Below are 22,645 nucleotides of genomic sequence, written 5' to 3' on the forward strand. Positions count from 1 at the left end.
AGTCCTGTCCCTCCGTAGGGGATCGGGCGCGTGTTTGCGCAGCTCACACGCCATTCACATGGTGCTCGTGGATCCTGTCGCGATAGATTGCATACAGTCGACGAATACTGTATGAAGCTTGTTATCCCGCATCCGGTGGGTGGTGTCCAGGGGGCGTGCGGCACTTTACGAGGGCTTGGTGGTTGGCCCTCCCAGATGACTCAGTGGTCAGGAGCCGGAATGGACCTGTTCGAACACCAGGCAAGGGAACTCTTCGAGGAATACGGCATCTTGGTGCCACGGGCGGAGGTCACCGACTCGCCCAAGGAGGCGCGGGAGATCGCCCGCAGGCTCGGCGGACGCGTCGTGGTCAAGGCCCAGGTGAAGACGGGAGGCCGTGGCAAGGCGGGCGGAGTGAAGCTCGCAGCCGACCCCGCCGCCACCGAACTGACGGCCCGCCAGATCCTCGGTATGGACATCAAGGGCCACACGGTCGGCAAGGTGATGCTGGCCCAGCCTGTCGACATCGAGCGCGAGTTCTACGTCAGCTACGTTCTCGACCGCGCGGCCGGCCACTTCCTGGCCATCGCCTCGGCCGAGGGCGGCGTGGAGATCGAGGAGGTGGCCGCGACCAGGCCGGAGGCGGTCGCGCGCATCCCCGTCGACTCGGCCGAGGGCGTGACAGCGGCGAAGGCCGCGCACATCGCCGAGGCCGCCGGACTGCCACCGCAGGCCGTCGACGTCCTCGTGCGGCTCTGGGATGTCCTCGTCCGTGAGGACGCCGTACTCGTCGAGGTGAACCCCCTCGTCCGTACCGCGCAGGGGCAGATCCTCGCCCTCGACGGCAAGGTCACCCTCGACGACAACGCGCACTTCCGGCAGGCCCGTTGGGGCGATGAGGCCGCCGCGCACGACGATCCCCTGGAGGCCGCGGCCGCAGCCAAGGGCCTCAACTACGTGAAGTTGGACGGCGAGGTCGGCATCATCGGCAACGGCGCGGGCCTCGTCATGTCGACCCTCGACGTGGTCGCCGGCTGCGGTGCCCGACCCGCCAACTTCCTCGACATCGGCGGTGGAGCGAGCGCCCAGATCATGGCCGACGGCCTCTCCGTCATCCTCTCCGACCCGGCCGTGAAGTCCGTGTTCGTCAACGTCTTCGGCGGCATCACCGCCTGCGACGCGGTCGCCGACGGCATCGTGCAGGCCCTGGAGACCGTCCAGCTGACCAAACCGCTGGTCGTGCGCCTCGACGGCAACAACGCCGCCCGCGGCCGCGCCATCCTCGACGGGCACGCCCACCCCCTGGTCCAGCAGGCCACCACCATGGACGGCGCCGCACGACGGGCCGCCGACATCGCCAACGCAGCCTAAGGAGACCGGACATGGCCATCTACCTCACCAAGGAGAGCAAGGTCCTCGTCCAGGGCATGACCGGCGGCGAAGGCATGAAGCACACGCGCCGCATGCTCGCGGCCGGCACGGACGTCGTCGGCGGCGTCAACCCCCGCAAGGCGGGCCGCACCGTCGACTTCGACGACCGCGCCGTCCCCGTCTTCGGCTCCGTTTACGAGGGCATCGAGGAGACCGGCGCGGACGTGACCGTCGTCTTCGTACCGCCCGCGTTCGCCAAGGCCGCCGTGGTCGAGGCCGCCGACGCCGGCATCGGCCTCGCCGTCGTCATCACCGAGGGCATCCCGGTCCACGACTCGGTCGCCTTCACCGCCTACGCACAGTCGAAGAGCACACGCATCATCGGGCCCAACTGCCCAGGGCTGATCACGCCCGGCCAGTCCAACGCGGGCATCATCCCCGCCGACATCACCAAGCCCGGCCGCATCGGCCTGGTGTCCAAGTCGGGCACGCTGACCTACCAACTGATGTACGAACTCCGCGACATCGGCTTCTCCACCTGCGTCGGCATCGGCGGCGACCCGGTCGTCGGCACCACCCACATCGACTGCCTGGCCGCCTTCGAGGACGACCCGGACACCGAACTCATCGTGATGATCGGGGAGATCGGCGGCGACGCCGAGGAGCGGGCCGCCGCGTACATCCGCGACCACGTCACCAAGCCCGTCGTCGGCTACATCGCCGGCTTCACGGCGCCCGAGGGCAGGACGATGGGGCATGCGGGCGCGATCGTCTCCGGCTCGTCGGGCACGGCTCAGGCGAAGAAGGAGGCACTGGAGGCGGCCGGGGTCCAGGTGGGCGGCACACCGACCGAGACGGCGCGACTGGTGCTGGCCCGGCTGGACACCGAGCGTGCGGGATCCGACCCCAACTGAACGACCCCAACTGAACGACCCCAACTGAACGACCCCAACTGAACGACCCCAACTGAACGACCTCAACGGAACCGAACCGACTGAATCGACCGCAACTGAACGGACCGCAAGTAAAAGGACCGTAGCGTCCCTCCCGGTTGAAGCGCGGTGACCATGCGGCACCACGCAGTCTCGCCGCCTTCTTCCGTACGACGCCTCCGTACCCGCCGGCAGACAGTCAGGCGCTCCCGGTACGGGAGGCGAGCCATGCCCGACTCTGCCCGCCCCTCTTCCGCCACCGCCCCTCCAAGGAAGGCCCCTCGGGCCCTTTCCTTCTCGACTGTGCACCGAGAGCGGAGTAATCGAATGGCAACCACCCTCACCCTGAAATCCGGAACCTCCTGGTCGGACGCCTGGCAGCGCTGCCTCGCCGTCGCCCCCGAGGCCTTCCGGGACGACCGTGTCCTCAACCTCTGGGGCGCCGCCTGGCAGCCGGACGGCCGGGCGCTCCCGGCCACCAGTCCCGTCGACGGCAGCCCCATCGCGGGCCCTCCCCGCATCGACGCCGCCACCGCCCACCAGGCGGTGCGCGCCTCACTCGACCAGCACCGCGCCTGGCGTCACGTCCCCCTCGACGAACGCCGCGCCCGCGTCGCCGCCACCCTCGACGCCCTCACCCAGCACCGCGAACTGCTCGCCCTGCTCCTCGTGTGGGAGATCGGCAAACCCTGGCGCCTCGCACAGGCCGACGTGGACCGGGCCATCGACGGCGTGCGCTGGTACGTCGACGGCATCGAGCCCATGGTCGAGGACCGCGCGCCGCTGGACGCCCCGGTGTCCAACATCGCGAGCTGGAACTACCCGATGAGCGTGCTCGTTCACGCAATGCTGGTACAGGCACTGGCCGGCAACGCGGTCATCGCCAAGACCCCGACCGACGGCGGTGTCGCCTGCCTCACCCTGGCCGGCGCGCTCGCCGCACGCGAAGGGATCCCCGTCACCCTCGTCAGCGGCAGCGGAGGCGAGCTGTCCGAGGCACTGGTGCGGGCACCCGAGATCGGCTGCGTCTCCTTCGTCGGGGGCCGCGACACGGGCGCCGCCGTAGCCACGGCTGTCGCCGACCTCGGCAAACGACATGTACTCGAACAGGAGGGACTGAACACCTGGGGCATCTGGAACTACACGGACTGGGAAGCGCTCTCGGCCGTCATCCCCAAACTCTTCGACTACGGGAAGCAGCGCTGCACCGCATACCCGCGCTTCGTCGTCCAGCGCACGCTGTTCGACGAGTTCCTGGCGGCCTACCTCCCCGCGGTCCGGACGCTGAGAGTCGGCCATCCGCTGGCGGTGGAGCACCCCGAGGGCCGGTACCCGGCGCTGGACTTCGGGCCCGTCATCAACGCGGCCAAGGCAAAGGAGCTGACCGACCAGGTCACGGAGGCGGTGGACCGCGGCGCGATCCCACTCCACCGCGGCAGTCTGACCGATGCCCGCTTCCTGCCCGGCCAGGACACGGCGGCGTACGTCCAGCCGGTCACGCTCCTCAATCCGCCGCCGTCCTCGCCCCTGCACCACGCGGAGCCATTCGGCCCGGTCGACACGATCGTCCTGGTCGACACGGAGGCCGAGCTGCTCGCAGCCATGAACGCGTCGAACGGCGCCCTGGTCGCCACGCTGTCCACGGACGACCAGACGACGTTCGACCGTCTTGCCCCACAGATACGCGCCTTCAAGGTCGGCCACGGCAAGCCCCGTTCCCGCGGTGACCGTGACGAGCTGTTCGGTGGCTTCGGCGCGTCCTGGCGCGGCGCGTTCGTGGGCGGAGAGCTGCTCGTGCGCGCGGTGACCCAGGGGCCGGCAGGGGAGCGGCTACCAGGGAACTTCCCGGAATATCACCTCATGCCCTGACGGGAACACGGCAACGGTTGCCGTGACATCAGGCGAAACGTGACCGGGCGTGCACCAGGCGTGAAAGCCGCACGTCCGGCCGCCGCCAACCGCCACCTCTGGCCCCTATATGCAGGTGAGAGCCACTCCGAAACCTTGGTATTGTTGTCCGTGTCGCCCCGGGGAAGAGCCCCGGCAAGGCGGCAGACACCTGGTCCGGGTGGCGGAATGGCAGACGCGCTAGCTTGAGGTGCTAGTGCCCTTTATCGGGCGTGGGGGTTCAAGTCCCCCCTCGGACACAACCATTGACGATACGGTGACGAGGGCCTCGACCTTACGGTCGTGGTCCTCGTGGCGTGTTTGTAACTGATTGTGAGGCCTGGGGCTTCGTAGAGTGGGCCTTTCTTGTCGGCGTCGGCCGTATGGATACGCTGTGCAATATTTTCAAGGCTTTCAGTCATCCTTGGGATCTGTTGTGCGTCGAGCTTCTTCTGCGCCGCTTCCTTGTCTTGCTGCGCGTTGTTGATCCACTGGGTGACGACGGCTGGGTCGGCTCCGGCTTCGAGGGCTGCTTGGTAGCGGGCAAGGCGCCGCTCGCAGTCCTTGATTCTTCGAAAGCCGCCACCGGCCAGCGCATCCACAAACTCCAGCCCGACCCCGTCGCCGCGCCTATCGTGCAACGGATATTCACCATGTACGTCGACGGCATTAGCGACAACGCCGTCGCCGCCCAGCTCACACGCGACGCCATCCCCTGGGGGCACGTCCCTTATAGAGATGTCGCATGGTTGATTTGTCGTCCTGTCGGCTGAGGACCTGGTGGAGGCAGGCTCGGTGGCCACGCATTACGGGGGCTCGCTGGGGGCCTTGCTGCCTCCGAAGCAGCGACGCGGTTGAGGCTGATCCTTGGGAGTGGACACCCTGACAATGGATCTTGTAGGTCCAGATAGCGCGGCCTCTGAAGCAGGGGATTAGCCGCCCGTAGGTCGAATACTATCCGGGGTCGTTGAGGTCTGAAGGCTTCTGTCCCATGAGGCAGCAACGACAGCAGCGACGGCCGTAACGATGGCGATGCCCAGAGCTGGCGACGCCAATGCGAAGACGACTCCGGTCCCGGCGGCACAGACAGTGAACGCCGCCAGGCGTAGTGCTTGCCGCCGCCGAGCTTGCCGTTGTTGGCGGCGTTCCAAAAGATGCTCAGAAGCGGCATGGTCCGGGGCGAAGTCCCGCATCCGACCGTCGGTAAGGATCTTGAGTATTCGCTCCATTTCGAGCAGAGCTCGTTTCCCTTCATCGGGCCGGTCGAGTTCGACGCCGTCGCGAAGTTCGCGGACGAAGGCCGCGGCTGATGAGTAGTGAGCTACGACCTGCGGCATGGGAGTACGGCCATCTGGCAGGGCACGCTGTAAGGCGTACTGCTCCAAAGCGATGGCGAAACCTTCCAAAGCCCGAACAGCCGAAACATGCGGGGCACGAAACGGGAACTCCCGCAGTGGCTCGCACCCAGCCACAGCAAGCGGCTTGAGCAGAGCTTCGTACGCTCCACGGGCCCTGGCCGTCACGATCTCGGTTGTCCACCGCTGCATGCCTTGATTGGCCACAAGCTGCATAATCGCCATCGTGAACACGATGGGCCAAAGCAGCACACCCACGATGAAAGCTTCCTGCCATTCATGCGACTTGCCGCTGGCTACGGCGACTGCAAGGACGACCCCCGCGGGGACAGACGTTGCGGCCGGTACGCGCAGCTTCGCGAGGAAAACTCTCTGTGATGCCAGAAATAGAACGTCGTCTCGCTGTAAGTAGTCCAGCGTGGGTGGATCTGGGCGCGTGGCGTGGTCACTCATATCAATCATCCGTTCAAGATCGGCACGGCGTTCTCTCGCCTGGCCGGTTGCCCACTTCCACCACAAGCGCTCCAGCAGCGTCCGGTTACTGTGTCTCTGGGACGTCGCAGTCGTCACCAGCAACAAGATCGACAGTGTCCAAGCTGCGACGATGAGCCCGCCGAAATCCCCCTTGGTCAACCCTCTCCCCCTCCGGAATTCGCACCCATCCCGGGCCAACGGTCATTACGAGTCCCTATGCCCTCCGAGGCCTCCCCGATGCCTCAACCCGAATGGACATCAACTCACGCCCCGCCCTGTGAGAGCTTGTCAAGAGGTGCTCGGCGACAACGCGAAGAGGCCGTACAGGGTCGCGATCAGCGCCGCCGCGCTCGTGGCGGCTGCGAGGTCGGGACGCTCGCTCCAGTGTGTCCCTGAGCCTCGGCGTGCTGTGCTGTGCTGCGGGCGTGTGCTGCGCGGGCCCGTGCGCTTGGTGCCGAGTTTGCGCTGAGGCGCTGCACGCGCCAGGCCAGTACCCGTGCGGGGCGGCGGGCGCCGTCCAGGGCGCGCTGATCTGCGGCCTGCTGGAGGAGCTGCTTCGGGTTGTGGCCATCGGTCTCAGCTTTGGCGAGGACCGCGGTGAGGGCATCGAAAGAGGGGCACTTTCGATCCGGTGTTCACACTTCGGACGTACCCGCACTTCATGCCGCGGGCCGGCGCGCGTGGACTGTCCGCCAACGAGGCCCGGTTCACGGTCTCGGCTGAAAGCGCCTGAGGAGTCCAGAGGGGAACCGGCCGCCGGATGCCCATAGGACTGCTCACCCGCTCGGCGAGGGGTGCGAGTTTCGGCCGCAGCGGCCGCGCCCTGGTGCCAGGCGTCTTCTGTCGTGTGCGTCGTCTCCTGTGACGGCCGACGTGTGCACGGCGCGCTCATCGTCCTGCAGCCGGTCGAATCCGGCCGTCCGGCTTCCATGTCTCTAAACGGTGATGAGATGAGAGTTACTGTCATCTTGAAGTTCGCTGTCAATTAGACACGTGCTACCGTCATGAATGTGACTGGCAAGCCGGATCTCCGAGAACGCCGTCGGCTCGCAACCAGGGCCGACATCGAAGACGCCGCCCTCGACTTGTTCGAGAGGCAGGGGTACGAGCGCACGACCGTGCTGGAGATCGCGGCGGCGGCCGGCGTCTCGCAGAGCACCTTCTTCCGGTACTTCGCGACGAAGGAGGACGCGGCGCTGGGGCCGAACCGGGCCTTCGAGTCCGCTCTCGTCGCTCGTCTGGGCAGTGCCAAAGCCGGGTCCTTGACCCTTCGCGACATCGAGGACGTCATCGTCGGAGTCCTGGGCGATCTGAGCACCATCCCGGCCGACGTGCTCAGCCGCATGCGGCGGGTCGGCGGCCTGCTCATGCGGGACATGGCCCTGCGCAGCGCGGCACTGCGGCGGGAGGTCGAACAATGTCAACGGTTCCTGAGGCTCCTAGCGGACGCCACCGGCAGCGAGACCGTGGACCTGCGGGCCCGGGTGATGGCCGAGACCGTGAGTGCCACACTGCGCGCCGCGTTCGACGAGTGGGCCTCACGCCGGGCGCCGGAGGGCGACGCCGACCTGGTCGAGGTCTACCGCACCACCTGCGCTCGCCTGCGTGACGTGGTCGCGGACTGACCCGTCCGACGCCCGGCTGCGGCCCGCGGGCTTCCCTGACCCGTCTGCTGGAGGTACAGCATGAGAGCAGCGCTCATCATCGGCCGCGAACAGGTCGAGTTCAAGGACTTCCCGCTGCCGGAGACGGCCGGGCCCGGCACGGTCGTCGTAGGAATCGGCAGGTGCGGGGTATGTGGGTCCGACGTCACGGCGTTCAGAGAGGGAGAGCCGTATCCGCCGTTCCTCTCGGGGCATGAGTGGGGCGGAACGGTGCTGGCGGTCGGCGACGGTGTCACGGGCCTCGGCGAGGGCGACCGGGTGATCGCGGGTACGCCTCCGGCCTGTCGGCGGTGCGCGATGTGCCGCGCCGGCCATGACGAGCGATGCGAGGGCCTGACCTCACTCGCCTTCGGAACCCATCCGCTCACCCCGCTCCACGGCGCCTACGCCGAGCGGATCACCGTCCCCGCCGAGATGCTTGTTCCCATCCCCGGCACGGTCGACGACGACCAGGCGGCGATGGTCGAGCCCGCCACCGTCGCCCTGCACGCGGTCCGCCGCCGCCCGCCCCGACCGGGCGAGACGGCGGTGGTGCTGGGCGCAGGGCCGGTCGGGCTGTTCGCGGTGCAGTTGTTGCGCCTGGCCGGTGCCCGGCGGGTGATCGTGTCGGAACCCCTGGGACGCCGTCGTGCCCTCGCGGTCTCCCTCGGTGCCGATGCCGCCGTGGTGCCGGGCGAGGAAGCCCAGTCGGCCGTACGGGACCTGACGAACGGGCTGGGCGCGGACCTCGTGTTCGACTGCGCCGGCAACCAGGCGGCGTTCACTGCCGCCACGGAGCTGTGCCGGCCCGGTGCGACGATCATGATCGTGGGTGCCGCGTCGGGTTCCTTCGGTGTCTCGCCCCTCACCTGGCTGAGCAAGGAACTCACGATCGACACGTCGCTCGCCCACCTCAACCACGAGTTCCCGATCACGATCGACCTGATCGCATCCGGGCGCCTGCGGACCGACCTCCTGCACGACCTGACCATCGGCCTCGACGGCCTCACCGACGTCCTGGCGGAACTGGCTCGCGGACGCGACTACGTCAAGGTCCTGGTGGATCCCGGGAAGTAGCCGCTGTGCCCGGCGGAGAGCGGCACACCACGCACTCATGACGACACCCTAGGAGCAGAACCCTTCATGCGCGCTCTGGTTCTCGACCGGCCCGGCCCGTGCGACACCCTGCGGCTCGCGGACCTGCCGGTCCCCGAGCCCGGTCCAGGACAGGTACGGATCAGAGTCGAGGCCTGCGGACTGAACCCGTCGGACTACCAGCGTGCCGCCCACGGCATCCCCGAGTGGACCTGGCCGGCCGTTCTCGGACTGGACGTCGTGGGCATCGTGGACGTACTTGGTCCGGGAGTGACGAACGTCCGCCCGGGGCAGCGTGTCGCATACCACGCGGACATCCGCGAGCGTGGCGGCTTCGCCGAGTACACCCTGGCGGACGCCAAGGTCCTGGCACCGGTGCCGGCGGTCATCGATCCGACGGACGCCGCCGCTCTGCCGTCGGCCGGCCTGACGGCCTATCAGGCGGTGGTGCGCCGTCTGCACGTCACCGCGGGGGACACCGTTCTCGTCACCGGTGGTGCCGGGGGAGTCGGCGGCTTCGCGGTCCAACTGGCCGCACTGGCCGGAGCGCGGGTGCTTGCCACCGCGTCCGCCCACAACACCGCGCATGTGAAGGGACTGGGCGCGGAAGCCGTCGTCGACCACCGCACCGAGGACGTACCCTCCCGCGTAGGGGAGTTGACCGACGGCCGGGGTGTGGACGCCGTGGTCGACACCGTGGGCCCGGACTCAGCCACGGCCAACCTGGGTCTCCTGGTGCACGGTGGCCGCCTCGCCGCGATCGCGGGACGACCGGACCTGAGCGTGGTGCCGCAGTTCTCGATGGCACCCTCCCTCCACGAGATCGCGCTCGGCGCCGCGTACACGGTCGGGGACGAACGATCCCGGGAGCAGTTGTCGACGATGCTCACCGAATTGCTCGGCATGGCCGCCGACAGACGGCTGGACCCGATGGTGACCCGAACCCTGCCCCTGGAGGACGTGCCGACGGCGCTGACCGAACTGTCGGGCCGTCGCGTGCGCGGCAAGCTGGTCCAGGTCTTCGCCTGACGTGCCGGACGAGGCAAGTGCCATGACGGTACCGGCACCGGCCCACGGGATGCTCGGATCCACCAAGCGGATCAGGGCCTCCCGGGAGAAAGCCATCCTGCGCGCGACGTACGAAGTGCTCGCGGAGTCGGGTTACGAGGGGCTGCGCTACGAGGCCGTGGCGGCCCGCGCCCGTGCGAGCAAGGCCACGCTCTACCGTCACTGGCCCACCAAGGGCGAGCTGGTCACCGCCGCTGTCCGCGCCGCGCGCATGACGAGCCTTGCGGTGCCCGACACCGGCACACTGCGCGGCGACCTGGTGGCCTACGTGAGCCGTCTCGCCGAGCAGGCGTCCGGCGAGGAGGGCGCCGTGATCGCCGGTCTCTCCCTCACGATGCGCCATGACGCCGAACTGGCAGCACTACTACGGCCGTTGACGACGTTCAAGGAATCACCCGGTCGGGCCATCTGTACCCGGGCTGAGGAACGCGGCGAACTGCCGCCCGGCCACGACGCCCGCCTGGTCGACGAGATCCCCGCCGCACTTCTCTTCGTGCGCGGATTCGCACTCGGCCGCATGCCCGACGAGACGTATCTCCGCCACCTCGTCGACGACATCGTTCTGCCGCTGCTCACCGTGAAGCAACCATGTGAGGAGACCCCGTGAAACCGACACCGCCCCCCTTCGACACCGAACTCGGCGCTGTTCTGCAGGCGATGGCAGCCGAGGGCTGCGTGAGGGCCTCCGGATACGGCCGGTTCGGCGGACGGTGGGGCATCGAGGCGTTCTCCAACACCCGCTGGGTGACGATCGCGACCCAACAGGCCCACTACCCCTTCTGATCGGTCCCGCCCCAGGCACAGGACAGAACGCCCGCACCTCCCCCCTTGGAGGTCAGGCGTTGTGGTGGTCCTGGCGGGTCAGACCTGCGGGTTGCCGTTGGCGCTCTTCTCCGCGACCGCCTGCAGAGCGTCCCAGTGCTCGACGATCCGGCCGTGCTGGTCGAAGCGGAAAGTGTCCACCTCGACCGTGCCGCGGTCCTCGGCCGACGTCTTCGCCAAGCCCTGCACGACCACGAGATCGCCCTGGGTCACGGTCCGCTTGAAGGTCAGCGAGGCGTCCGGGAACTGCTGGAGGTAGCCCGTGACGCCGCTGACGAAGGCATCCCGGCCGTTGCCGAAGTTCGGGTTGTGCTGGATGTAGGTGTCGGCGCTGATGTATTTCTCGGCGGCCTTGCCCGGCCGGTGCTGGTTGAAGGCCTCGTCCAGCAGCGCAACAGCGGCCTTCTGGTTGCGCAGTTCCCGGGCGGACAGATCGCTCGCCGCACGCGTCGGCGTGCCGTGCTCGGGCGTGGCCAACGCGGAGGGAACGATCACCACGCCGGCCACGAGAGCGAGGCCGGCTGCGGACACGGACTCTTCGGAGAGGCCTCGGCGAGGTCTGAAGCGGTGCCCTGATGGTCAAAATGCGACTCACTCGTCGCCAGTCCCCGGATCTCCTTGCGGAAGTCGATCGGGGAACGCCCCGTGCGTTGCATGAAGTACTTGCTGAACTGGGAGGGCGTGACGAACCCGAGGTGGTCCGAGATCTGTGCCGCGGTCTCGTCACCGTGCGCCAGCAGACGCTTCGCCTCCAGTACGACCCGGCGGTCGATGAACTCCTTCGCGCTGAGCCCGGCGCTGGCCAGGGTCGCCCGGGCGAGGGTGCGGCCCGAATAGCCGAGCATGTGGGCGTAGTCCTCCACCCTCCGGGTGACGGTGAAGTGCCGTTCGACCGCGTCACGGAACCGAAGGTAGGTCTCGTTCGGCTCCAGAGCGGGGCTGCCGACCGGGACGGTGAGATGAGCCAGTCGCAGCAGGAGCACGGCGACGAGGTGACGCAGGGTCGCCATGTGTATGTCCAGAGGCAGCTGACCGAGCGCCTGGAACTCGCGGCTCAGGTGTTCCGTGGCCATGGCGACCGCCTCGGCGTCGGCGGCGACGGGGGTGGTGACCACCGGTGCGTGCGGGTCATCGACACGGGCGGCCGTCGCCGTGGCCGGGTCCAGCACGTCCTGCTGGAAGAGGATCAGCGTGCCCTCGGCCTTGGCGAGATCGCCCCACTGATGCACCTGCCCCGGGCGCACCCACAGCCAGGAGCCCGGCCTCAGGGCGTAGCTGGTGAAGTCGACGACATGCCAGAGGTCACCCGCGGTGAGCGTGAGCAGGTGGTGGAAATCGGGGCGCTGGGGCCGCGCGAGGGTGTGCTCGGAGACGCGCCGCCGTAGCTCCGCCAGCGACATGACCTCGACCCCGGCAGGCGTGCCCGCGGGCGCGGCGAACGGGATCTCCGGGATCTCGCGCGGACATCCGTGTCGGTTTTTGGCCATCATCAGTCGGAAGTTTATCCGGCTCTCCCTACGCACCTTTCGTACGTTGGTCGTGCCGCTACGGAAACGGAACGTCTCCTTGGCGGAATCAACGGCAAAGAGGAAGACATACCCGCGCGCATGAAGGAGATCACCGGCGGCCGGGGCGTCACCCACGCCGTGGAGAGCAGCGGCGTACCCGCCCTGCTGCGGCAGGCCTCCGACGCACTCGCCGTGCGCGGCACCGTCGGCGTGGTCGGCGCCCCGCCGACCGGCACCGACGGCACCTTCGACGTCAACTTCCTGCTCAACGGGCGCATGATCCGCGGTGTCACTGAAGGCGACAGCGACCTGCTCACCTTCGTCCCCTCCCTGGTTGACCTGCACCGGCACGGACGCCTGCCCTTCGACCGCATGGTCCGTGTGTACACGCCCGACCAGATCAACGAGGCGGCCGCCGACGCCGCGAGCGGAACCGTGCTCAAGCCGGTCCTGCGCATCCAGGCGACGAGCGGCCGACCGGACGCTCGGCAGTAACCGGCGCCTCGACGGAAGAAGAGTGTCGCTTTCTGACAATCATTAGTCGCCGTTCGTGCCGGTGGAGACGACGTCACCGGCATAGTTTGAACACATCGCCACTCGACCACCGGTCCATCCTGCGCAGGTCCACAAATAAGGAAGACAGTCATGAGCAACGCAAGGAACACCGTCCTCCAGGCCGCCGCCGAGCTGTTCGGCGACAAGGACCCCTCCGCCGTGGACCGCTGGGTGGCCGCGAACTACAAGCAGCACAGCGCCCTCGCCGCCGACGGCCCTGAGACCCTCCGCGGACTCGTCGCCAGCTTGGGCGAGGACTTCCGCTACGAAGGTGCCCGGGTCATCGCCGACGGTGACCTGGTCGCCCTGCATGGCACCTACCACGGCTTCGGTCCGGACCCGCTCGTCGGGTTCGACATCTTCCGGGTCGACGCCGACGGCAAACTGGCCGAGCACTGGGACGCCCTGACCCCGCAGGTCAAGGACACCGTCTCCGGCCGCTCCCAGACCGACGGCCCCGCCGCGGTCACCGAGACCGACAAGACCGACGCCAACCGTGCCCTGGTGTCCGAGTTCGCCGAGAAGGTCCTCGTCGGCGCCGACTACTCGGTGCTCACCGACTACATCTCCACCGAGACCTACCACCAGCACAACACCCAGGCCGCCGACGGCCTCGACGGCTTCGGATCAGCCGCGGCCAAGTGGGCCGGGCAGGGCAAGAACCTCGTCTACAAGAAGGTTCATAAGGTCATCGCCGAGGGCGAGTTCGTCCTGACGCAGTCCGAGGGCGAGTTCGGCGTGCCCGTCGCCTACTACGACCTCTTCCGTGTCGCGACCGGAAAGATCGTCGAGCACTGGGACGTCATCGCGCCCGTCCCGGCCGAACTGCCGCACGGCAACGGCCTGTTCTGACCGGCCCGCACACCGTCCGACTCAACGAACGCGTCGACCGACGGAGCACAAGCCCATGAGCGACCTCACCTACGCAGGAAAGGCGTACAAGTTCAGCGTCGACAACGGCATCGTCTTCCACAACACCTACAGCCCCGACGGCACCACGCTGCACTACGAGACCGTCACCGGCCCCAACACCGGCGCGAGCGAGGACGTCGCACTGCACGCAGCCGAGGTCGCCCCGGGCGTCTTTCTGCTCGGCTGGGTAGAGAAGTCCGACATGACCGTCACCCACGCGACGAACCTCAACACCCTCACGGTCCACGCCTTCTGGACCTACGACACCCCCGAGGGCCGGATCGGCGAGCTGCACGTCGGCACACTCGAAGAGATGTGATCCACCCGCCGATGGCCCGGCATCCGCACGCCGACCCACGGATGCCGGGCCATCGGCACACCTCGTTCACCCGCCCCACCCGGAGCCTTTGATAATTCCGATCCGCGCCGAGTCCGATGCCTTCGCCGGGACGGAGACACAGCTCTCCGCACTGCCCCTGACCGCTTACCGGTCAGCCATCGCCCTCGACGAGCCCTTCCGCCCGGCGGCGGGCCCGGCCACAGCCGGGCGGCTGGACGCACACGTGCGCGGACGGCCACGCCGCGTGGGAGGCGCTCCGGGGGGGAGCACCTCCTGGCGGGGCAGTGGCCGGGAGGCCGGTGTGCCGGCAGTCGTGGCTATTCCTTCAGCCGGATCGCGGCCGCCGGGCAGATCGCCGCGGCCTCGCGCACGCCGTCGTGGAACTCCGGCGCGGGGGTTTCGGCGAGCAGGATGGCGATGCCGTCCTCCTCCCGCTGGTCGAAGACCTCGGGGGCGGCCATGACGCACTGGCCGGCGGCGACGCACTTGGGCTCGTCGAATTCGATGTGCATGGTTGTCTCCTTGGAGGTGGAGGTGGAGGTGGAGGTGGAGGTCAGGACTGATCCCAGGCCACGGGCATCCGCTCCGGGCCGCGGGTGAGCATGCCGGTCTTCCAGACGACGTCTGTCTCAGAACCACTGAGCCTGAGACCCGGGAATCGGGTGAGCAGGGTGCGCAGGGACACCTGGAGCTCGACTCGGGCAAGCGGGGAGCCCAGGCAGTGGTGCACGCCGTGCCCGAACGCGAAGTGTTGTGCCTCGCGGCGTTCCAGGTCGAGTTGGTGGGGGCAAGTGAACGCGGAGTCGTCGCGGTTGGCCGAGTGCAGGGCGAATCACGGCCTCGCCCGCGCGTACCGTCACTCCGCCGACCTCTATGTCCTCCAGGGCATAGCGCGCGAACGTGGCAGCGGTGGTCAGCGGGACGAAGCGCAGGAGCTCGGAGAGCCGGTCGTCCTCGTCCCGCGCGGCCACGAGGTCGCCGATCAGGTCGTCGCGGGGGGTCTCGCGGTGGTCGGCGATCAGGGCGGCCCTGTACTACTCGGTCAGGCTGTCTCGGTACTCCGCTGCCTTCTCGGGTGTGTACTTCGTGGTGGAGACGAACGCGTCGGCCCAGACGCGGAAGTCGGCGCGGTCCCCGAACGGCACCCCGAGCAGGGTGCAGATCACGGTGATCGGCAGTGGCAGCGCGAAGTCGGCGACCAGATCGGCAGGGGCGCCCTTGGCGCGCATCGTGTCGCCAGTTCGGTGGCGACCCGCTCGATCCGGGGCGAGTGGCCAGCCAGGCGGGCTCGCCGTAGGGAAGCCGGATCCGGCTCAGGGGCTGCTCCTGCCGCAAGGTTGCGTACAGGGGACTGGGATCCAGCTTCTCGGTCGGGAACGGGTAACTGGTCGGCTGGATGGCCGTCATGGTCGACTCCTTGGTGGGGGCAAAGAAATCACCGTGTGGGCTGGGGCTCTGGGGCTATTGAAAGCCTTGGTAGGCACTAACTGATCGGATGCTATCAGTTAAGGGGGTAGTGGCATGGTGATAATGGATCGTTTACTACCGGTTGGTATTCTGTACGGGTGACCTCCGATGCCCCGCGCCGACTGCGCGCCGACGCCGCCCGCAACTCCGAGAAGATCCTTCGAGCCGCGCGCGAGATCTACACCGAGAGTGGCCCCGAGGCCTCGTTGGAAGAGGTCGCCCGTCGGGCGGGTGTGGGCATCGCGACGCTCTACCGACGGTTCCCGAACAAGGAGGAACTGGTCCGTGCGCTGCTGGAGCAGACCGTCGCCGAGGAGATGGCACCGGCGATCGAGGCGGCGCTCCACGACAAGGATCACCTGCGGGGGCTTGCGGCTTTGCTGGAGGCCGCGGTGTCCTTCGCGGCACGCGAACGAGGGATCCTCAGCGCGTTGAGGAATTCGGGCTCGCTGGCCTCGGAGATCTCCGAATCCTTCTACGAAGCGCTCATCCTCGTGACACGGCGGGCGCAGCGGGCCGGCCGGATCCGTGCGGACCTCGTCCCCGACGACCTGCACCGGATCACGGTGATGGCACTGAGCGTGCTGGGTACGATGCGCGCGGACAGCGACGGCTGGAAGCGATATGTCACCCTGATGATCGACGGCCTGGCCCCGGCACAGCAGACGCCGCTTCCACCCCTGGAGCCGCTCTGGCAGTCGCCGAGACAGGGTCCCCGGCCCGCCTGACCAACGACCGCTCCGGCGGACTGGTTCACTCCCGCAGGCTCGCGCCCCCGCACACCGACCACGTCTGGCCGTTGACCCACTCTCCGTCGTCGGAGAGCAGCAGAGCCACCGTCGCGGCGATGTCGGCCGGTCTGCCGACACGGGTACTGCGGATCTCCCGGCCGGGTTGCGGCTCGGGGGCGCCGTCGCGTTGCAGGGGCTCGGTCACGACTCGTCCGGGTGCCACCGCGTTGCAGCGGCTCCCTTCCTGGCCCCAACGCGAGGCTATGTGCCGGGTCAGCGCGTTGACCCCGGCCTTCGAGGTGGAATACGCGGGCAGCACCGGCAGTCCGGCCCAGGCACCGCCGGAGGAGCAGTTCACGATGGCGCCTCCCCCCGCGGCGAGCAGATGCGGGATGGTCGCCCGGCAGGCCAGGGTGTAACCGAGCAGGTTCACCTCGAACGTACGACGCCAGATCTCCGGGGCCATGCCGAGCAGGTCGGTGTCCCGATCGGGCACCGCGTCCGGAACATTCGCACCGACGTTGAACAGTCCGTCCAGGCCGCCGAGTTCGGACACGGCCCGCTCGATCAGCGCGTGCACGGAGTCTTCGTCTGCCAGGTCGGACGCCACCCGAACGGCGTTTCCGCCGCCTTCGGCGATGCGTTCCGCGGTCGCCTCCGCTCCCACGACGTTCAGGTCACCGACGGCCACGCCACGGACGTGCCCTCCTCGGCAAGCCGCTCGGCTGCGGCGGCGCCGATCCCGGTGGCTCCGCCGGCGCGGAGGCGCGCGGTGTGTGCTGTCCGTGGGCCCGGCGGATGGCGGGCGGACCGGCCGCCGGGCCCACGTGCGCGCCGCCCGACCGTTCCTACGAGGCGGCGCGGCGGGGACGCCGCCGCTCAAGGCGTCCCCGGTCTGTGGGGTGGTCGCTCGCTACCAGGCGACCGGCAGCTCGTGGACGCCGAAGGCGGCCATGCTGCCCCGGAAGGCGACCTGTTCGAGCGGAACGGCCAGACGGAGCCCCGGCAGCCTGCGCAGGAGTCCGGGCAGTGCCTCCGTCAGCTCCACGCGGGCCAGGTTCTGGCCGAGGCACTGGTGGATGCCGTAACCGAACGCCAGGTGGCCGCGGGTGTTGCGGGTGATGTCGAGGGAACCGGCGTTGTCGAGGAATGACTCGTCATGGTTCGCGGAGGGCAGGTTGATGGCGAGGATGTCCCCGGCCTTGACCTCCTGGCCGCCGATGACGAGGTCCTCGTGGGCGGCACGCCATATCATGTCCTGGGCGATCGACAGATAACGCAGCAGTTCCTCGACGGCGTTCGCGACCACCTTGGGGTCGTCGCTGTCTCGTACGACGGCCGCCTGCTCCGGGTTCTGCAACAGCGTCAGAGCGCCCAGGCCGATCATGTTGGCGGTGGTCTCGTGTCCGGCGATCAGCAGGATGATGCCGTTCATCGCCACGTCCTCCCGCGTGAGTTCCCCGGTGCTGACACGGTCGGCGATGAGCCGGCTGATCAGGTCGTCGCCGGGCTCGCGCTCCTTGCGCTTCACCAGCTCCAGCAGGAAGCCGAACAAGGCGGCGCTGGCTTGGGACTTCTCTTCCGGAGTGACGTCCGGCAGGTTGATCGTGACGCTGTGCTTCTGGAAGAACTCGTGGTCCTCGTAGGGCACGCCGAGCAGCAGGGAGATGACGAGAGAGGGAACCGGCAGGGCGAAGGCTTCCACCAGGTCGGCGGAGTTGCCCTTCGTGATCATCTCGTCGATGAAGCGGTCGACCAGCTCGCGTACCTGGTGGCGCATCGCCTCGACGCGCTTCACCGTGAAGTCCTTGGTCAGCATGAGGCGGATGCGCGCGTGCTCGGGGTCGTCCATGCGGGGGAACGCCGGCACCTGCATCTGTTCTGCGCCGGGGTGCATCTGGGGGTAGCGGATGGTGTCCGCGCTGATTCGCTCGTCCGACAGGACCGTCTTGACGTCCTGGTAGCGGCTGATCACCCACGCGGTCCTGCCGTTCCACAGCCGCACCTTCTGCAGGCCATTGCTCAGGCGCCACTGCGCGTACTCGGGGGCAGGTCGAGGGGGCAGCGGGACGGGCGTACGCCGGGGTAGGCGGGCAGATCGAGGTTGCCGGTGGGGTCGGTGACGGTGCTCATGGGGGCCTCCAGTGGGGTTGGGGGGAACGGGGAACTGCTGGTAGAGGAGTTATGCGGCGGGCGCGTCGGTGAGGGCGTCCGCCCAGTTGGTGTCGGCCGCGACGAGGGAGCGCCAGGCGCGCACGGCCTTGGGTGGCAGGCCCGAGGCCAGTACGCCCGTGAGCCGCTCGCCCCGGCGATAGACGACCAGCAGACGCTTCGTCGCATCGGTCTGCAGCACAAGCGCTTCGTCGTGGTCGCGCAGGTAGCCGTAGGCATGGATCTTGACGTCGTACTGGTCGGACCAGAAGTAGGGCACCGGCGCGAACGGCCGACGCTGGTCCGGAGTGAGGAGGTTGCGGGCGACGGCCATCGCCTGCTCGGCCGCGTTTGTGCGGTGCTCGACGCGCATCGGCGTGCCGAAGAGGGGGTTGTGCCACCGGGCCACGTCACCGACTCCGAAGACGTCGTCGACGGCGGCGCAGTACTCGTCACACAGCAGACCGTCCCGCAGGGGGAGGCCGCTGTCCTCCAGCCATTCGGTGTTGGGGAGCGAGCCGATGGCCACCAGGATGTCGTCCGCGGGCAGGACGTCCCCGCCGGAGAGCCGCACGCCGGTGGCCCGGCCGTCGAGGCTCTGGATCCCGGCGACCGAGGCGTTCGTGTGCACGTCGACGCCGTGGTCCTGGTGGATCCGGGTGAGGAACTGTCCGGATTCGTCGCCGACGGCCTGTCCCATGGGGACCGCACCCGCCTCCAGCAGCGTCACCTCGACGCCGAGCACGCGGGCTGTGGCCGCCACCTCCGCTCCGACGAACCCGCCTCCGACGATCACCAGCCGCCGACCCGGCCGAAGCCGTTCCTTCAGTGTGAGGGCGTCCTCCAGGGTGCGGAGCACATGTACACCCCCCACGCCGTCGCAGCCCGGCAGACGGCGCGGACGGACACCGGTGGCGACGATCAGCGCGTCGTACGGCACACGACTGCCGTCGGACAGTTCGACTTCCCTGCCGGGTCGGTCCAGCCCGGTGGCCGCGGCACCCAGGCGGAGATCCAGGTCGAGGGCGTGGATCTCCGCCGAGGACCGGAGCGTCAGCCGGGTCGGCTGCCAGTCACCCTTGAGGACCTGTTTCGACAGCGGTGGGCGGTCGTATGGGCCGTGGATCTCGTCGCCCACGAGAGTGATCGCACCCTCGTAGCGTGCCCTGCGCAGAGCCTCCGCGGTGGCCAGTCCGCCCGCCGATGCGCCGACCACCACGATCCGGTTCACGACTCCGCCCAGGGAGACGGAAGACGGGTATCGGCTGTCATCTTCATGTGCTTCTCCTCCAACAAGCCGCCGGGGTGCCCAAGACAGCTCTCGTAATTGAGATGAAACTCTCGCTTCAGTAGTTGGTGAAGTCAACATACCTGAGGGTGAACCCTCGGTGGGTGCCTCATCTGCTGATCTCATCCGGAAGGGGGAGGGGCGAAAAAACAGGACGAAGTGCAGCTTTACGATTGCTTGACTCGCCGCCTGACTAATCGATAGTGTCCACTCGGTTTAATGAGGTTGCGTCGCGCTGATTGCGTTCCGTGCAACCGTCCCGCGCGGCCCGGCCGGGTCTGACTCTCCCTGCAAGCCAGCAAGTCATTCACTCTTGAAAAGAGGCGAAGCGTGACAGAGGAGTATCGAAACCTGATCGGTGGTGAGCTGCGACCCGCGGAGTCGGGGAGGTGGCTCGACGCCGAGAACCCTGCGAACGGAGAAGTCTGGGCACGGATCCCGGCGAGCGGCCGGGCCGACGCCGACGCCGCGGTCGCGGCGGCACGGGAGGCCTTCCCGACCTGGTCGGCGCTGCCGGCCGCGGTGCGCGGCCACTACCTGCAGCAGGTGGCGAAGGTCTTCGTCGAGCACGGCGAAGAACTGGCCAGGCTTGAGACGCGCGACAACGGCCGCCTGCTGGCTGAGAACGTCCAGCGCGCCGGCATCGGCATGGCGTTCCTGTGGAACCAGGCCGCGGGCCGGACCCTGGAGGCCGTCACCGGCGACAGCGTGGTGCTGGACCCGACGAGCTTCGGCCTCACCCGGCGCGAACCCTACGGTGTCGTCGCGGCGATCGTTCCGTGGAACGCGCCGCTGGCGATGCTGTCGAACAAAGCGGCCATGGCGCTGGCGGCCGGTAACACGGTGGTCGTGAAGCCGCCCGAGCAGGCGAGCGTGTCGTCGCTGCGCTTCGCCGAACTCGTGGCCGACGTGCTCCCGCCCGGGGTGCTGAACATCGTCTCGGGGCTGGGTGCGGACGTGGGAGAGCCCCTGGTCAGGCACCAAGACGTCCGGAAGATCACCATGACGGGATCGACGGAGACCGGCAGGGCCATCCAGCGGGCGGCGGCCGACACCCTCACCCCGAGCATCTTCGAACTCGGCGGGAAGTCCCCCAACATCGTCTTCGCCGACGCCGACCTCGACGCCGCCGCACAAGGCGTCACAGTCGAGTCCATCTTCACGGGCAACGCCGGCCAGGTCTGTGTGGCGGGCTCCCGGATCCTCGTCCAGCGCCCGGTCCTCGACGAGATGCTGCAGCGCATCCGGACGATTGCCGAGGGAATCGTTCTCGGTGACCCGGCCGACGAAGCCACCAGCATGGGGCCGCTCATCTCCCGGGAGCAGTACGAGCGCGTCGTGGGCTACCTCACGTCGGGGGAGAAGGAAGCGGAGCCCGTCTTCGGCGGCCGTCACGGCGCCGAACTTGTGCCCGGACTGCCGGGCGGCTACTGGGTCGAGCCGACCCTCTTCACCACCACGGACAACTCGCTGAGCATCTGCCAGGAGGAGATCTTCGGCCCGGTCGCGGTCGTCATCCCCTTCGACACCGACGACGAGGCCCTCGCCATCGCCAACGACAGCCGTTACGGCCTGGCCTCGGGGGTGTGGACCCGTGACCTGGCCCGCGCGCACCGCTTCGTCCGCGACCTCGACACCGGCAACGTGTGGGTCAACGTCTACCGCCAGACCCGCTACGAGCTGCCGTTCAGCGGAGTCAAGGACAGCGGCTACGGCCACGACGCCGTCATGGAGTTCACCCGGGAGAAGGCCGCAGTCATCAAGGCCTGAGCCGGCCGCGGACGCACAAGAACCAAGCCTGCCGACCAACCGTCGACAGGTCTGCCGCAACCAGAAGGAGGAGTTCGCATGGGTGACATGGATGGCAAGGTGGCAGTGATCACCGGCGCCGGCGCCGGCATGGCGAAGGCCTGCGCGGAGCTGTTCGTCGAGCACGGAGCCAAGGTCGTGGCCGCCGACATCAGCGGCAAGGAGAAGGACACCGCGGCGGAGCTCGGCGAGGCGGTCGTACCCGTCCACTGCGACGTCTCGCAGGAGGACCAGGTCGTCGCGATGTTCGAGACCGCGGTACGCGAGTTCGGCCGTGTGGACGCCGTACTGAACGTGGCGGGCATCGCCGACGGCGCTCCGCTCGCCGACTCCACCCTGGAGATGTACGACCGGATCATGGCCGTCGACCTGCGCGGCGTGTTCCTGGGCACCAAGCACGCGATCCGCGCGATGCGTCCCACCGGCGGCGGCGCGATCGTCAACTGGGCGTCCCTGGCGGCCCTGGCCAGCTCCGGCGCCCACGCCGGTGTCTACTCGGCGGCCAAGGCGGGTGTGATCGCCCTGACCCGGGTGGCGGCGACCGAGTACGCGGCCGACGGAATCCGGGCGAACTCCCTGTGCCCCGGCATCATCCTCACCGATATGGGCCAGAACGCCGTCCAGGCGGCACCGGAGAAGCTCCAGAAGCCGGCGATGCAGCGCGGCGGCACCCCGCGTGAGGTCGCCGAACTGGCCCTGTTCCTGGCCTCGGAGCGTTCCTCCTACCTCACCGGGCTGGCCGTTCCGATCGACGGAGGCTGGGGCTCCCTGCTCCGCTGACCGCACACCACGACGACAGCGTGGGAGACGGGAAAGACGGCGGCGTGGGATTCGTTCTGGACCGCACGGCGGTTCAGGGTTCTCGACCTGGGCGCGGCTGACTCACGAACTGCGGGCGCCGGGCGCCTTGTGGTGGGCGCGCGCTGCGTGAGATGACCGAGGACCGCGATGTCCTGGGCGGCCACTCGCAAGGCTGCTTCGCCATGGCGCGGAATGCCGACGAGGTCCCGCAGCGGGTGGAGTGGCTGTGCTGTCTCTCGGCGGCCGTTTCGCTGCAGGGCGGGGACGGATGGGAGACGCCATCTCGGACAAGGGCCTCGGAGCGGGCCGACACCATCGGCCTGTTGGCCGGGGAGTTCATGGCCTTGGCCGACCTGCCCGGACGGGCCGTTCGTGACCTGACGCAGCCCGAGACGGCCAACAAGCTCTTCCGCCGCGGCACGACCGTGGTACGGGGGATCACTCATGGGTGCTCGAA

At 68.5% G+C, this 22,645-nt stretch carries 22 protein-coding genes, 1 tRNA gene and 1 pseudogene; 16 read left to right on the forward strand and 8 right to left on the reverse strand.

The window, feature by feature from the left end; genetic code table 11:
• Positions 1–219 precede the first annotated feature (219 nt).
• The 5 genes from sucC to E0500_RS22970 all read left to right on the forward strand — a co-directional run bounded on the left by sucC (position 220) and on the right by E0500_RS22970 (position 4,942).
• On the forward strand, positions 220–1,350 hold the full coding sequence (gene sucC / locus E0500_RS22950; protein WP_131567990.1) for an ADP-forming succinate--CoA ligase subunit beta: 1,131 nt from the start codon (positions 220–222) through the stop codon (positions 1,348–1,350).
• Positions 1,351–1,361: 11 nt separating this feature from the next.
• Complete coding sequence (gene sucD / locus E0500_RS22955; protein WP_131567992.1) at positions 1,362–2,264, forward strand: succinate--CoA ligase subunit alpha; 903 nt, start codon at positions 1,362–1,364, stop codon at positions 2,262–2,264.
• Between the two features lie 345 nt (positions 2,265–2,609).
• Complete coding sequence (locus E0500_RS22960) at positions 2,610–4,151, forward strand: aldehyde dehydrogenase family protein (protein ID WP_131567994.1); 1,542 nt, start codon at positions 2,610–2,612, stop codon at positions 4,149–4,151.
• Between the two features lie 193 nt (positions 4,152–4,344).
• Positions 4,345–4,429 (forward strand) — tRNA-Leu (locus tag E0500_RS22965).
• A 57-nt stretch (positions 4,430–4,486) separates the two neighbouring features.
• Positions 4,487–4,942 carry a recombinase family protein gene (locus tag E0500_RS22970; RefSeq protein ID WP_220140579.1) on the forward strand — a complete coding sequence of 152 codons (456 nt, stop codon included), beginning with the start codon at positions 4,487–4,489 and terminating at the stop codon, positions 4,940–4,942.
• A 159-nt stretch (positions 4,943–5,101) separates the two neighbouring features.
• Here E0500_RS22970 and E0500_RS44040 read toward each other — a convergent pair whose 3' ends face one another.
• Positions 5,102–6,157 (reverse strand): hypothetical protein, encoded by a 1,056-nt coding sequence (locus E0500_RS44040; protein ID WP_258572899.1) that lies wholly within the window; start codon positions 6,155–6,157, stop codon positions 5,102–5,104.
• 851 nt (positions 6,158–7,008) lie between these two features.
• Here E0500_RS44040 and E0500_RS22980 point away from each other — a divergent pair.
• From E0500_RS22980 to E0500_RS23000, 5 genes are all read left to right on the forward strand, one after another.
• Entirely contained in the window at positions 7,009–7,623 is a 615-nt protein-coding gene (locus tag E0500_RS22980) for a TetR family transcriptional regulator (protein ID WP_165935126.1), read from the forward strand.
• Positions 7,624–7,683: 60 nt separating this feature from the next.
• Positions 7,684–8,718: a zinc-binding dehydrogenase gene (locus tag E0500_RS22985; RefSeq protein WP_131567999.1), complete on the forward strand. Its 1,035-nt coding sequence runs from the start codon at positions 7,684–7,686 to the stop codon at positions 8,716–8,718.
• A 66-nt stretch (positions 8,719–8,784) separates the two neighbouring features.
• Positions 8,785–9,765, forward strand: a complete 981-nt coding sequence (locus tag E0500_RS22990; RefSeq protein ID WP_131568001.1) for a zinc-binding dehydrogenase — start codon at positions 8,785–8,787, stop codon at positions 9,763–9,765.
• 22 nt (positions 9,766–9,787) lie between these two features.
• Positions 9,788–10,411 (forward strand): TetR/AcrR family transcriptional regulator, encoded by a 624-nt coding sequence (locus E0500_RS22995; protein WP_165935127.1) that lies wholly within the window; start codon positions 9,788–9,790, stop codon positions 10,409–10,411.
• Entirely contained in the window at positions 10,408–10,587 is a 180-nt protein-coding gene (locus E0500_RS23000; RefSeq protein WP_131568003.1) for a hypothetical protein, read from the forward strand. Before E0500_RS22995 ends, E0500_RS23000 begins: the two co-directional genes overlap by 4 nt.
• A 78-nt stretch (positions 10,588–10,665) precedes the next feature.
• Here E0500_RS23000 and E0500_RS23005 read toward each other — a convergent pair whose 3' ends face one another.
• Both E0500_RS23005 and E0500_RS23010 read right to left on the reverse strand, forming a co-directional pair.
• Positions 10,666–11,157 carry a nuclear transport factor 2 family protein gene (locus tag E0500_RS23005; RefSeq protein ID WP_131568005.1) on the reverse strand — a complete coding sequence of 164 codons (492 nt, stop codon included), beginning with the start codon at positions 11,155–11,157 and terminating at the stop codon, positions 10,666–10,668.
• Positions 11,118–12,116 carry an AraC family transcriptional regulator gene (locus E0500_RS23010; protein WP_181587103.1) on the reverse strand — a complete coding sequence of 333 codons (999 nt, stop codon included), beginning with the start codon at positions 12,114–12,116 and terminating at the stop codon, positions 11,118–11,120. The genes E0500_RS23005 and E0500_RS23010 overlap by 40 nt, the downstream gene beginning before the upstream one ends.
• On the opposite strand from E0500_RS23010, the gene E0500_RS23015 reads away from it, so the two are divergent.
• The 3 genes from E0500_RS23015 to E0500_RS23025 all read left to right on the forward strand — a co-directional run bounded on the left by E0500_RS23015 (position 12,096) and on the right by E0500_RS23025 (position 13,920).
• On the forward strand, positions 12,096–12,629 hold the full coding sequence (locus E0500_RS23015) for a zinc-binding dehydrogenase (protein ID WP_309505121.1): 534 nt from the start codon (positions 12,096–12,098) through the stop codon (positions 12,627–12,629). The two genes, E0500_RS23010 and E0500_RS23015, sit on opposite strands and share 21 nt — an antisense overlap.
• Positions 12,630–12,779: 150 nt before the next feature.
• Positions 12,780–13,541, forward strand: coding sequence for a nuclear transport factor 2 family protein (locus E0500_RS23020; protein ID WP_131568009.1), 762 nt, complete (start codon positions 12,780–12,782; stop codon positions 13,539–13,541).
• Positions 13,542–13,596: 55 nt separating this feature from the next.
• The gene (locus tag E0500_RS23025; protein ID WP_131568011.1) at positions 13,597–13,920 is read left to right on the forward strand and encodes a MoaF-related domain-containing protein; all 324 of its coding nucleotides are present in this window, start codon (positions 13,597–13,599) and stop codon (positions 13,918–13,920) included.
• A gap of 338 nt (positions 13,921–14,258) precedes the next feature.
• On the opposite strand, the gene E0500_RS23030 is transcribed toward E0500_RS23025, so the two are convergent.
• Positions 14,259–14,453 (reverse strand): ferredoxin, encoded by a 195-nt coding sequence (locus tag E0500_RS23030; protein ID WP_131568013.1) that lies wholly within the window; start codon positions 14,451–14,453, stop codon positions 14,259–14,261.
• Between the two features lie 41 nt (positions 14,454–14,494).
• Positions 14,495–15,348: pseudogene (locus tag E0500_RS45470) on the reverse strand (cytochrome P450).
• 158 nt (positions 15,349–15,506) lie between these two features.
• Here E0500_RS45470 and E0500_RS23040 point away from each other — a divergent pair.
• Positions 15,507–16,136 (forward strand): TetR/AcrR family transcriptional regulator, encoded by a 630-nt coding sequence (locus E0500_RS23040; protein ID WP_131568015.1) that lies wholly within the window; start codon positions 15,507–15,509, stop codon positions 16,134–16,136.
• 25 nt (positions 16,137–16,161) lie between these two features.
• Here E0500_RS23040 and E0500_RS23045 read toward each other — a convergent pair whose 3' ends face one another.
• The 3 genes from E0500_RS23045 to E0500_RS23055 form a co-directional block, all read right to left on the reverse strand.
• Complete coding sequence (locus E0500_RS23045; RefSeq protein ID WP_309505123.1) at positions 16,162–16,830, reverse strand: SDR family oxidoreductase; 669 nt, start codon at positions 16,828–16,830, stop codon at positions 16,162–16,164.
• Positions 16,831–17,052: 222 nt separating this feature from the next.
• Positions 17,053–18,144 (reverse strand): cytochrome P450, encoded by a 1,092-nt coding sequence (locus E0500_RS23050; protein WP_220140580.1) that lies wholly within the window; start codon positions 18,142–18,144, stop codon positions 17,053–17,055.
• Positions 18,145–18,321: 177 nt separating this feature from the next.
• Positions 18,322–19,521 carry an FAD-dependent oxidoreductase gene (locus E0500_RS23055; RefSeq protein ID WP_181587104.1) on the reverse strand — a complete coding sequence of 400 codons (1,200 nt, stop codon included), beginning with the start codon at positions 19,519–19,521 and terminating at the stop codon, positions 18,322–18,324.
• A 387-nt stretch (positions 19,522–19,908) separates the two neighbouring features.
• Here E0500_RS23055 and E0500_RS23060 point away from each other — a divergent pair, with 387 nt between their 5' ends.
• Positions 19,909–21,348, forward strand: coding sequence for an aldehyde dehydrogenase family protein (locus E0500_RS23060; RefSeq protein ID WP_131567228.1), 1,440 nt, complete (start codon positions 19,909–19,911; stop codon positions 21,346–21,348).
• Positions 21,349–21,426: 78 nt separating this feature from the next.
• Positions 21,427–22,167, forward strand: a complete 741-nt coding sequence (locus E0500_RS23065) for an SDR family NAD(P)-dependent oxidoreductase (RefSeq protein ID WP_131567225.1) — start codon at positions 21,427–21,429, stop codon at positions 22,165–22,167.
• The last annotated feature ends 478 nt before the right edge of the window (positions 22,168–22,645 follow it).

The organism is Streptomyces sp. KM273126 (assembly GCF_004337435.2).
Lineage (GTDB): Bacteria > Actinomycetota > Actinomycetes > Streptomycetales > Streptomycetaceae > Streptomyces > Streptomyces acidicola.